Here is a 13174-nt window from a genome sequence, read left to right as displayed (position 1 = left end):
AAGGTTCTTACTTTATTCTTCTGACAATGCAAGTAGTTTTACCATTGTTTTATAGTTTCTTGACGTTGCATTGACTTTCAATTTTTTTTCAAAATAATTAACATTGAATTTTGCTCGCCCATACCCCTTTGGGCAAAACAGATAGATACAATCATTGAAAATAATATACTCATCATCTGGATATATTTTTTGAGATGCTTCTTTTACTAAATGGTTTTCCGGAATTTTATTAAGTACTATAAAATAACTTTCGGCTTTATTAATTGTTTCAAAAGGATTATTATCAAAAATCACAGATAATTCAACTCTACTTTTAACTGTAACAGGAACTACAAACCCAAAGTGATTTAAAATAGATTTCTGAATACTTTCTTCTAAAGCTTTTGCATTATTATTTGAAGATTGAAAAATAACATTTCCACTTTGAATATAAGTTGTTACATTTTTTAATCCTGATTTTAAAAGTAATTCTCTTAACTCAGCCATTACAACTTTTTTGTGTCCACCAACGTTTATCCCTCGTAACAATGCGATATATGTAATCATAAATTAATAGTCTTAAGCTTGGTAAACAAATGTAATAATACTAGCGCTTCTTACAATGTTAAACAAACAATAGAATGGAATTAGAAAAAAAGAAGGTTTGCTATAACTTAAACTAACACAACAAAAAAAATCTATAAAAAGCAATAAAAAACGTTTAAGTAACAATAGTTTTGTGAAAAAGTGTAATTTTGCCCACTAATAGACTAATTACATGTGTTTCCCCAAATTGAACACTGTTATTATTTTGTTTATAGCCCTAATTACAAATGTTTCTTTTGCACAAGCACAAGAATCACTTATAAACATAAATAACAGTTCTTGCACCTTTAACAGTTATAAGCTGGATATGCTCGTAAAAAACGACAGTCTTTATAAGGCAACTGTTCTACTTAATGATGCCATACGTTTTTCTAAAAAATACAATTTTAAGGACACTGAAGCCAAATCCTACAATGCTTTAGGGCAAGTATTAACCAAAATGTCTAATTTCAAGAGGGCTGAAAGCTACCATGTAAAAGCATTAAAAATATACGATTCTCTTAGCCAAGACAAAGGACGAGACCTCTCTTACTCAGGCATACTAAATTCATATGTTTCAGGAAAGAACTATTCAAAATTTGATAGTCTATATCCAATAGCTCAAGACATATCAAAACAACTTAACAGTGAAATATATTTTATAAATCTTAGGTACAAAATAAAAAAAGACTACTACAGCTTTGATAATACTAGCATGTTAGAATCTAGCAACATAGGCATAAGAGCTTTAAAAACTACTAATTTTGATTCCTTAAATTATTCTAAGAATTATAGAATAGAAAATCTGAAAAAGAATTTACATCAATCTTACCAATATTACAATGCTATTGCACATGTTAAATTATCTAACTTTAAAGTAGAAGAAGATTATAAACCATTGTTTTTAATAAACGAAGATGAGCTAAAAGCTTCTCTTTCTACAGATATTAATTCCTATAGAAAAATAGCATCTTTAAATTACTACAAATACCTTTATTATACCAATAGCAATAAAAATTTAGATTCTGCCAATAAATATCTTTTAAAATCTGATACCTATAAATACACCGCACTTAATAATATAGAGCTAAAGAATATTAGAAATGGTGAGCTAGTAGATAAAATTATTAATGCTGAGCAAAAGCTAGCTACAGCAAATGAAACCCGTAAAAAAGAAGCACTAAACTCACAAATATTCTTAGTAAGTACTATTATTATGAGCCTTACTTTAGCCATAATACTTACTGTTTTTTACTTTTATTTTAAGGCCAGAAAAAATATTGTAAAGATTAACGAAGCATTAAAAGCTTCTAATTCTAAACTTATTGCCATTGACAAAGACCGCTTAGAGTTTTTCTCAATACTCAGCCATGAATTACGTACGCCAATTTATGGTATTAGTGGTTTAGCAACACTTATAGATCAAGAAAATGATGCTATTAAAAAGCAATCGTATTTAAATTCATTAATATCGTCAAGCAACTATTTATCCATATTAATAGACAATATTTTACAAGCCAACAGACTTAAATTTGACAATAAAACCCTTAGATTAAAACCAGATAAAATCGAAAAAATTGTTAGTCACGTTGTGAGCACAATTGCAGTAGCGGCTAAAAATAAAGATTTAGAATTGATTGTTAATATTGACAAATCAGACAAAAATGAAAATATTTTGGTCGATAAAGTAGCTTTTAGTCAAATATTAATCAATTTGGCTTATAACGCTATACGTTACACAAAAAAGGGTTCTATTACGATTAATGTTATAGAAAAAAGCAGAAATAATGAAGAAATCACTTTACGCTTTGAAGTTAAAGATACTGGTATTGGCATTAAAGAGGAACACAGATCTGTTGTTTTTAGTGCTTTTGAAAACAAGACGTTTTTAAATAAAAATAGCAGTGGTTCTGGTTTAGGATTATATATTGTAAAGACCTTATTAAAAAGCCACAATGCTGATATCGATTTTATATCTACACCTAATAAAGGCTCTTGCTTTTTCTTTGAAATAACATTTCAGCTTTCTATGTCTAAAGAAAATAAAAGTACACCCACACTTTTCACACATAGAGACATGCGTGTTTTAATTGTTGATGACAACAAAATTAATCTATTAATCACAAAAAAGAATATTGAAAAAATTGAAGGTTACAGTTGTCAAACAATCTCTAATGGTAAAGAAGCGATATGTCTTGTAAAAGAGAAAGATTTTGATTTAATATTGATGGATATTAACATGCCAGATATGGATGGTTATGAAGTAACAAAGCATATAAGAATGTTTAATCCTTACATTCCTATTTTAGCACTTACAGCTTTAAATTCTTCTGAAATTTCTGCAAAAGCTGAAACTTCAGGAATAAACCAAATTATTACCAAACCTTATATTTTTGAAGATTTTAAAGCTATAATTCTATCTTATCGCACAATGTATAATCAATCCAATATTATAGATGCAGAAGCAATATAAGCTCCCGTCCATGCATTTTGAAAATTAAAACCACCTGTAACGGCATCTACATTAATAATTTCGCCTGCAAAGTAAAGGTTAGGAATTAGTTTACTTTCAAAAGTTTTAAAATTTACTTCTTTTAAATCTACGCCTCCAGCTGTTACAAACTCTTCTTTAAACGTGCTTTTTCCTGTAACCTGAAAAATCGCTTTTGTTAATTGCTCTGCTAAATCTTCTAATTGCTGTTTATTAATATCTGCCCAACGTTCATTTTCTCCAATATTGGCTGCCAGAATTAACTGTTTCCAAAGGCGTTTTGGCAAGTCAAATTGTGTTGAATTAATAAGGGTCTTTTTGGCATATTGTTGTTTGTAATTTTTGAGTTCGTCTAAACAGCTCTCAGTAGCCAAGCTTATAAAATTAACTTCGATTTGAAAGTTGTAATTCCGCTTTGCTAATTCCACAGCACCAAACGCAGACAGCTTTAAAATCGCTGGCGCACTCATACCAACATGTGTAATTAGTAATGGTCCATTAGACTCTAAATCTGTACCAACAACTTTAACTTCTACCTGTTTTGCTACAACTCCAGGAATATCTTTAATGCGTTCATCTTTAATATCAAAAGTGAATAGCGATGGTACTGGTTGTATAATGGTGTGCCCTAAATCTTCGAGTAATTTCCAGATTTTAGGATTACTTCCTGTAGCCATTAATACCTTTTTAGATTGAAAAACTCCTTGCGATGTTTCAATTTTAAAACCATCGGCTAAAGTGTCAATAGATTTTACAGCATGATTATACAATACCTCAACACGATGCTTTTCTGCTTCGTTTAAAAAACAATCTATAATGGTTTGTGAAGAATTTGAAACCGGAAACATTCTGCCGTCTTCTTCAATTTTTAACTCCACTCCACGTTCTTCAAACCAAGTAATAGTATCTCCTGTCATAAACCTATGAAAAGGGCCTAAAAGTTCTTTTTCTCCTCTTGGATAATTTAAGACCAATTCAGATGGAATAAATTCGGCATGCGTCACATTGCATCGTCCACCTCCTGAAATTTTTACTTTTTGCAAACCTTCTTTACCACGTTCTAATATGGCAACAGATAAGTCTGGATGTTGTTCTGCAATGTTAATAGCAGCAAAAAAACCTGCAGCTCCTCCTCCTATGATAATGATATCTTTGTGATTATTCAATGTTGTGATTTAAAAAAGATAAAACTACAATCTTATACGTCAATAGACTAATACTTTTTTTAATGATAAAAAAAAGAAATACTAAAGTCCCAAATGTCCATAAGTCCAGTTAGCACCATCACTAATAAAAATTAGAGTTTTAGTAATATCTCCTCCATCATTTCCCACATCTGCTGTCATTGTTACCGAACCCAAAGGCCCTTGACTATTTCTACCATCTCCACGAAAAAACTCTACTCCAGCACCTGCTGTAGCATTAGCACCAAATGTATAAATAACAGCATTTTCTGAGTCAGAAATATTTCTAAGCACATATATTCTACCTGGAACGGTTGTCGCATTGGGTAATATGAACTCTACATTGAATGCTGTTGGTGATAAATTAATATAAACACCATCATCAATTGGTGTTGCAGCACCATTAGGACCTCCATTATAATCAACAACTTTAATTGATAAATTACCATTAATATCTAAAGTGCTTTTAGGATCTGTTGTCCCAATGCCCACTTGAGCATTAATACTATTAAAACAAAATGTTAATACGATTATTAGAAGTATATTTTTCATAAGGGATAAAAAATTACATTAATATTATTTCTTTTTTAAACTGATAGCGAAACCTCCACCCTCAGCTAATTTTATAGCTAACTTTGAATTACGATTCAACTCTAATTTTTCTATTTCAATATCTAAAGGGTTATTATGCCAATGGGCATTTTCTCCATCTTTATAAATTATAGCTTCATAGGATTGATCTTCGTCTAAAAAACTAAAATCTAATTTTAAAGATCTTGCATTATCATCTGTAATACCTCCTACAAACCAATTCCCTGTCTCTCTTTCTTTTCTTGCAATAGTAACATAATCACCGACTTCACCATTTAAAACTACTGATTTATCCCAATCTACACCAACATCTCTGATGAACTGCAAAGGTTTTGGGTTAGCTTCATAATGTTCTACTAAATCGGCTGCCATTTGCACAGGACTATAGATTACCACATACAAAGCCAATTGCTGAGCTATGGTTGTATTGACTTGATTATCCTTTTTATATTCATCGAATTTTATATTGAAAATACCTGGCGTAAAATCTATTGGTCCAGATAACATTCTTGTAAAAGCTACAATGGGTAAATGCTCTGGAGGATTACCACCATCACTAGACCAAGCATTAAATTCTTGACCTCTTAAACCTTCTCGCGAAATTGTATTTGGATAGGTTCTTCTTAAACCCGTTGCTTTTATAGGTTCATGTGCATTGATAGCAACTTGATACTTTGCTGCTTTTTCTACTGTATGATTATAGTGATTCACCATGTATTGCCCATGATGATATTCGCCTTTTGGTAATATTTTACCAACATAACCTGTTTTAACCGTATGCATACCGTATTTCTGCATCAACGTAAAAGCGGTGTCTTGTTGTTTGGTATAGGTTTCTGTAGCTGCGGAAGTTTCGTGATGCATAATAATATCGACCCCCTTTTTCTTTCCGTAACGCACCACCTCATCAATATCATAATCTGGATATGTAGTTACAAAATCGAAAACGCCTTCTCTATCTTCAAATCCAATCCAATGTTCCCAACCTGTATTCCAGCCTTCAACTAAAACACCTCCAATGTTATTTTTGGCAGAAAAATCAATAAAATTCTTAACGTTTTCTGTCGTTGCTCCATGTTTGCCATGTGCTTTCCCTGTATCTGTCCATTTAGCATCCACCTTTTCCATACCATAATCCCAAGACGATTTCCCTAAATGCATTTCCCACCAAACTCCGGTATATTTCATAGGTTTAAACCATGACACATCTCCGAGTTTATTGGGTTCATTTAGATTAACAATAAGCTTAGATTCAATTAAATCTGGGGCATTATCTGTAATTTGAATGGTTCTCCATGGAGTATGAAAAGGAACCGTACGTTTTACTTTATAATCGTTGTTTTTGGAACCTACTAAATTGCTTTTTAGATTAAGGTTTTCTGTATCAACTTTTAAGGTCATACCGGAATAATCAACCAAGGCAGCTTCATGAAAACTTAGATGTATTCCATCGTTTCCAACCATAGTTACTGGTGTATTCACCGCATTTTCTGGAATATATGTCTGTGCTAGATTTTTATGGTTAGCAAATTGTAATGCATCAATTTCAGAAAGCTTTGTAGTACTATATAAATGCTCATAAATATCCCAATCTCCGGGAATCCAAAAGGTCTTATAGTCTTCTGTTAGGTTAAATTCGGTGTGTTCTTCAGTAATTAAAACCTCTCCTTTTAATCGTGCTTGTTCTGGAAATTCGTATCTAAATCCAATACCATCATCGTAAACTTTAAATACAATATTTAGAAAACGCTCTGGTGTGGTTTTCTCTTGAAGCTCAACTCTTAATTCATTATAATTATTAACCACATCTAACTGTTCTCCCCAAGGCATCTGCCAAGTTTCATTAAAAGTTGAAGTGCTTGTATTTTTAATAATGAAATTCTTATGAAATGCTGGTATATCTTTAAATTCAAATCCTAAATACGAAGTATCTACAACTGTTTTAGTATTGAATTTAACCTTATAAAATGGTCGTCCTGCTTTGTTCAAACTAAAATTCACAACGACCTTTTTATTTGGCGATGTGATTTCTGTAGCCTGTATTACATTATCATTACAAGAAAGCAATGCAAATGCGACAACTAAGGTTAATAAATACGTCTTCATAAGTTGAACAATATTATTTAAGATCTACCAAGTTTTTAAAACCTTAGAGATCTAGTTCGTAGATTATTTCTTTTCTAACAACACTATTTCCAATGGTGATTGAATCGTAATTGTTCCTTTTTCTACCACTTGAGTTTGTCCTGAATAAGCATCATGTAAAGTGTCTCCATCTTCAAAAACTTTAGAGACATCGATTATTTTTTCTCCTTGCTCTAAGTCTAAGCCAACTACGACCAAATCCTTATAATTTCCTTTTTGATAGCTTCTATAAAAATAATATGGAGAAGCTGTAATCATTTGATGCTTTCCGGCACCAATTGCTGGGTGTTTTGCTCTAAATTGACCTAATTTTTGCCAATGTGTTAATACGTCTTTGGTATGTTGTCTTTTAGCAATAGCATCCCAATTCATCATTGAGCGTAATGTTGCATCCCCTTCGGTTCCTTCTACTATGAGAGAACGCGATGATTCATCTCCATAATAAACTTGAGATGTTCCTGGCGATAACAATAATTTATTAGCTGTTTCAAAAGGCTTTTTTCTTTGAGCATCAAATGGTCTTCCATCATCATGAGAGCTTAAATAATTTACAGTTCCAAAGCCTTTTAACTCATCATTTAATATGGTATTATAGTGTTTAAATAACTCTTCATAATTTTTATCTTTTGAATTGTATTTAAACTCAAAATTTATCAAACTTTGAAAACTAGGTGGATTAAAGTAATTTACTTTTCGATCACCAAAATCAAATTCCTGACCAGAACTTACACCATAATTATAGACTTCGCCAAGGAGGTAAAAAGGGTTGTCATCTAACACCTTCTCTGGATTTTGTTTTTTGTATTCGGCAAATGCATAATCACATTCTACTTTAAACTCTTCCCAAACGTATTCTTCAACATGTTTTACAGTATCTACTCTATAGCCATCGACACCGAATTCTGTGATGTAATCCGTTAGCCATTTCATAATATAAAAACGTGGAGCTCTTGGATACCCTGTTCTTTCAAAGAATTCATTAAGTTCTTTTACCTCTTGTTCGTAACGACCTTCGGCTTTCCATTTTTCTACTAATTGTGATGGTAATGCGACATCTTCATTGCTTTCCGTTCTAATATCTGGCAAATTGGCAACTAAAGTACAGCTAACGGTGTTTTCATAATTATCGTAACTACATTGTTTATCGGTTCTTACCCATTCTTCTGGCCAAACCGGATCTTTATCTGTTACAGGACCTGTATGATTAATAACAGCATCTAAAACGATACGAATACCTCTGTCATGTGCTTCGTTTACAAGCTCGTGTAAATCTTCTTTGGTTCCAAAATTTGGATCAATTTTTGTCCAATCTTTAGCCCAATAGCCATGAAAACCATATGTAACCCCTGTACCTTCATCAGTACCTCCATGAATTTGTTCAACGATTGGTGTCATCCAAATGGCATTAATACCTAAATCTGTAAAGTAACCTTCCTTTACCTTTTGAGTAATTCCTTTAATGTCTCCTCCTTCAAAACCACGAAGTTTTCCTGTTTCTTTGGTTCTATCGAAATTAACATCATTAGTCGTATCTCCGTTATTAAAGCGGTCTGTTAATAAAAAATAGAGATTAGCTCCTTCCCAAACGAAAGGTGTTTCCATAGTTTGCACTGGTTCTACAGTAGCGATTTTGTGTTCCGTCTCCTTATTTTTGCAGCTCAAAGTGAATAGGATTAGGGTTAATAAAATTAGTTTTTTCATGTTTTATAGTTTTAGACTTGCTAGGTTTTTAAAACCTGCAAAGTCTTGCATATTTTTTTAATGACTTCTCGATACAAATTTGCTCATACTTCGCAAATTCACTCGAAGTGACGATTGCTTATTTTATTATTGTGCGTCCTGCTAGGTTTATAAATCCCGCTAGGACTTAGTTAATTTTTAAAATAAATGACTCCAATGGTTTAATATCTATTCTTACCTGCGCTTTTCCGTTTTCAACTTTTAAGGTTGACGTATATTGATTATACAATTGGTCTTTTACGTCGTATTCACCATCTTGAAGTCCTAATTTCTGAACCAAATCTTCTGGTAATTGCAATTCGAAGCCATAGGTGTTTTCTGCATTGAAATTTGAAATAATAATCAATTTTTCATTATCACTCCAACGCACAAACGACAAGACTTTATCATTATACCATTCTGTATGTTGATGATTGTAATGTTGAATATCTTGATAGTCTCCCATTAAAGCCGAACTATTTATCGTAAAATTCAACAGTCGTTTATAAAAATCACGAAGTTCTTTTTCTGCTTCAGTTAATTGGCCGCCATCAAACTTTTTATCGTTAACCCAACGGACTAAGCTAGGCACTGAACCATAGTCGAAAATAGACGTTCTTGTTGGGTCGCCAAAGCCTAAATCTTCAGCGCCTGGTTCTCCGAATTCCTGACCGAAATAAATCATCGTTGGTGCTGTGGATGACGTTGCAGAAACGACCATTGCAGGTTTTCCTTTTTCTGCATTACCTGCAAAATCTGGACTTGCAATACGTTGCTCATCATGGTTTTCTAAAAAGTGAAGCATGTGATGTTCAATATCCCGTAATTCATCTAAAATTGGTGGCACATTATTGGTGCTACCGTGACCTTGCATCACGTGTTTTAAGGTATCGTATAACTGAACTTTATCGTAGAGGTAATCCATTTTTCCTTTTCGGATATAATCTCTATATAAACTCGGATTATAAACCTCCGCTAATAAAAACGCATCTGGATTTTCCATTTTTATAGCTGAATTCATATAACTCCAAAATTCAACTGGCACCATTTCCGCCATATCATAACGGAAACCATCGACACCTTTAGCCGTCCAATACAAAGCGATATCCTTGAATTTTATCCAAGAGCTTGGAACGGTTTTATCTTTCCAAAATTCGAAATGCTTTTTATAATCTTCACTGTCGAAACCATCTGGTAACTCATCAAAATCTTTTCTTCCGTCAGGACTTACTCCATAATTAACTTTTACCGTTTCGTACCAATCGTTCATGTCTGGTTGCGATGCTCTTGAACCATTTCCTGTCCATTTTGCTGGCACTTCTTCAAATTTACTATCTGCTAAAGGATGTTGCTCACCTCCTAATGGTTGGTAGCCATTTTTCCATTCTGGCACTTTAAATGCTTCACCTGGATTATAGTAAAAATTATTATTGACGTCGTAGGTTTTAGTTGTATCATCTTCGGTTCCAAAATCGGTTGTGCCTTCAGGATTAGTTAAACTTTGATAATTACGCGCTACGTGATTTGGAACAATATCAATAATCACTTTTAATCCGGCTTTGTGTGAGCGCTCTATTAAAGCTTCAAATTCTTCTAATCTGTTGTCTACATTTACAGCTAAATCTGGATTAACATTGTAATAATCTTTAACTGCATAAGGCGAACCTGCTCTGCCTTTTACAATATCTGGATCGTCGTTTGAAATTCCGAATGCTGTATAATCAGTAATTACATCATGATGTGGCACCCCTGTATACCAAATATATGTAACTCCTAAATCTTTAATTTCATTTAAAGCTTTATCTGTAAAGTCATTAAATTTTCCAACTCCATTTTCCTCGAGTGTTCCCCATGGTTTATTAGTAGTATTTGTGTTTCCGAATAAACGTGTAAACACTTGGTATACGACTTCTTTCTTCTTCATGCTTTCTTTTATTTCACTTTCATTACGACTATGATCAATGTCTAGCTTCTTCGTTTCATTCTTACACGCAAAAAAGCTTAATACAATTAACAATGCTATGATTCTTTTACTATTTTTCATTAGGATTATTTTTTCAGTTTAACTGTAATTACAGCTATTTCATCATAACTCTTTTCTATTGGAATTCTTACTGTTTTTAATGTTTCAGACCAATCAAAATCGTCATATCTTCCAACCATAACGCGTTTGGGTTTTTTATCTAATCCGTGAATGGTTAGATAATAAGTTCTGGATTGGGGGCTAAAATTCTTTCCTGTTTTATCAGTTATAGTAAATTCTAGCGTAGAACCTTTAGTATTCATTTCTAAATTTAAAATTTCATAATCTTCGTTAGCAATGGCATTTGCGGATTGTCCATCGTCGATATAAATTTGTCGGCTACTTTTTAAAACTGATGCATCATGATAATAATCAATTTTATAAACCGTATCATCATATTTTGCAGTGGTTTGAATCACATTTGTATGCGGTAGAAAAGTTCCTGCTCTTACGTATGTCGGAATTGAGTTTTCTTTTAATGCTACCGATTTTGTTTGTCCGCCGCTTATTTTTTCATCCGTATAAAAATCAAACCATACATTATCTTTTGGGAAGTACACGTCTTGTTCTGTTATCGCTGCTTCTAAAACAGGTGAGATTAACATATCATTTCCCCATAAGTAGGTTTTTGAATAGTTAAACAGTTCTGAGTTATCGCTTTCCTCAAAAAACAATGGTCGCATTAAAGGTTTACCATATTTATTATTTTCGTATACCAGATTGTAATTATATGGCAATAACTTATAACGTAACTCAATAGCTTCCTTAGCTAATGCTTTTGCTTTTTCACCTCTAAAAATAGGTTCGCTTGGTACATCTTCTTGCGCATGTGGTCTAAATATTGGATTAAATACTCCGTACTGCAACCAACGCACATAAAGCTCATCATCTAAATTAGCACCTGCAAAACCACCTAAATCACTATGCATATAGGCTAAACCTTGCATTCCCATTTGTAGTGCAATTTCAGGTTGACTTTGTAAACCACCCCAAGTTCTATTTACATCTCCAGACCAAGGAATTAATCCATAACGTTGTGAACCAGAATAACCCGCACGCATTAAAATAAAAGGTCTTGTATTTGGAAAATCGCGTTGGTAACCTTCAAAAACTAATCTTGCCCAATCATGGCCGTAAATATTATGAACTTCATCTGCACTACCTGTTTTATGTTGTACCCAGTTTGGGTGTACTTCTGGCTCTCCCAAATCGCCCCAAACTCCAGCAACTCCTTTATCGGCTAATCCTTTATAAATATTCCAAAACCATTTTTCAGCATCACGATTGTAAATATCAATGAGCCCTGTATTCCCAAAATAGAAATCATATTTTGCAGGGTTTCCAATAGAGTCTTTGGCCAAAATGCCTTTTTCAACAGCTTCATCCCATTTTTTAGACGTTGATAAAATAAACGGCTCTGTGATGGTTATTGTTTTTACACCTTTAGTATTGAGGCGTTTTACCATGCCTTCAAAATCTGGAAAAGAATCTCTAAAGACTTCCAGATTCCCCATGGTTCCTTTTAATTCTTTTCCAAACCAATATAAATCGAGAATAATAGCATCTACAGGAATTTTTTCATCATTAAATTTAGCGATGGTCTGTTCTACTTCTTCTTGAGAATGGTAGCCAAAACGGCTTGAAAAATTACCTAATGCCCAACGTGGTAACATAGGTTGTTTTCCGGTTAAATTAGTATACTGATCTATCATATCTAACCAAGAATCACCAACGATGACTTGGTAAGTTTTTCTACCCGAAATGGTTTCGTATTTTAAGGTATTATCTCCGTTACTATCTAAATCTAAAAAACCAATTGGTGCATTATCAAAATGCAACATATATTGTTTTGATGATATCACAATTGGCATGGTATAATTCATTAATTCACTATGAGTTTCGTATCCATAATGTGCGCGATTGTATAATTGCAAACGATTGCCACGACGATTCATTCCTAATGCTCTGGCACCTCCACCATATAAAACTTCATCTGTTGTAAGATTGAAATCTATAGTTTCTAAACTGTCATTTTTCACATAACCTTCTTTTTCTGAAACAATAAATTTGTCTTTGTAATAATATGAAATTTGAAAAGGGCTTTTTGTAATGGAAACGTATAAACCTTTGGTTTTTAAAACAACATCATTGCCTCTGTCGGTCATTTCAAAATACGAATTGTAAGGCTTTGCAACTACAGCATGAGATTGTGCTTTTAAGTATTCGCCTTTAGGCACAAAAGTGGTCTCAATAATATTTGAAGAATAGGGTTTGATAATATAATAGCCATCGTTGACTTCAACTTTTAAATCTAAGCCCTGTTTTACAGCGCTTTTAAAAACCCTATTAGTATTTTGAGCATTTAAAAGAGTAAATGAAAAGAGGGTTACAATAAATAAAATTATGTTTTTCATTTTTAAGTTTTTGAATTCTGACAGACGCATTCCATCCATCTTC

At 32.9% G+C, this 13174-nt stretch carries 8 protein-coding genes; 1 reads left to right on the top strand and 7 read right to left on the bottom strand.

What is annotated here, in order from left to right; all coding sequences use genetic code 11:
• Positions 1–12: 12 nt before the first annotated feature.
• Complete coding sequence (locus KO504_RS11770; RefSeq protein WP_215927087.1) at positions 13–546, bottom strand: DUF1697 domain-containing protein; 534 nt, start codon at positions 544–546, stop codon at positions 13–15.
• A gap of 346 nt (positions 547–892) precedes the next feature.
• Here KO504_RS11770 and KO504_RS11765 point away from each other — a divergent pair, with 346 nt between their 5' ends.
• Complete coding sequence (locus KO504_RS11765) at positions 893–3037, top strand: response regulator (protein ID WP_215927086.1); 2145 nt, start codon at positions 893–895, stop codon at positions 3035–3037.
• On the opposite strand, the gene KO504_RS11760 is transcribed toward KO504_RS11765, so the two are convergent.
• The 6 genes from KO504_RS11760 to KO504_RS11735 form a co-directional block, all read right to left on the bottom strand.
• Positions 3004–4221, bottom strand: a complete 1218-nt coding sequence (locus KO504_RS11760; protein WP_215927085.1) for an NAD(P)/FAD-dependent oxidoreductase — start codon at positions 4219–4221, stop codon at positions 3004–3006. The genes KO504_RS11765 and KO504_RS11760 overlap by 34 nt on opposite strands.
• Positions 4222–4302: 81 nt before the next feature.
• Entirely contained in the window at positions 4303–4791 is a 489-nt protein-coding gene (locus KO504_RS11755; protein WP_215927084.1) for a hypothetical protein, read from the bottom strand.
• Positions 4792–4815: 24 nt separating this feature from the next.
• Positions 4816–6936 (bottom strand): glycoside hydrolase family 97 protein, encoded by a 2121-nt coding sequence (locus KO504_RS11750; protein ID WP_215927081.1) that lies wholly within the window; start codon positions 6934–6936, stop codon positions 4816–4818.
• Between the two features lie 63 nt (positions 6937–6999).
• On the bottom strand, positions 7000–8676 hold the full coding sequence (locus tag KO504_RS11745; protein ID WP_215927078.1) for an alpha-amylase family glycosyl hydrolase: 1677 nt from the start codon (positions 8674–8676) through the stop codon (positions 7000–7002).
• Between the two features lie 166 nt (positions 8677–8842).
• The gene (locus KO504_RS11740) at positions 8843–10738 is read right to left on the bottom strand and encodes an alpha-amylase family glycosyl hydrolase (RefSeq protein WP_215927076.1); all 1896 of its coding nucleotides are present in this window, start codon (positions 10736–10738) and stop codon (positions 8843–8845) included.
• 5 nt (positions 10739–10743) lie between these two features.
• A complete protein-coding gene (locus tag KO504_RS11735) occupies positions 10744–13131 on the bottom strand; it encodes a TIM-barrel domain-containing protein (RefSeq protein WP_215927074.1) in 2388 nt (795 codons plus the stop codon).
• Between the last annotated feature and the right edge of the window lie 43 nt (positions 13132–13174).

The organism is Winogradskyella psychrotolerans, from assembly GCF_018860565.1.
Lineage (GTDB): Bacteria > Bacteroidota > Bacteroidia > Flavobacteriales > Flavobacteriaceae > Winogradskyella > Winogradskyella damuponensis.
This window is presented reverse-complemented; position numbering and strand designations above follow the sequence as displayed.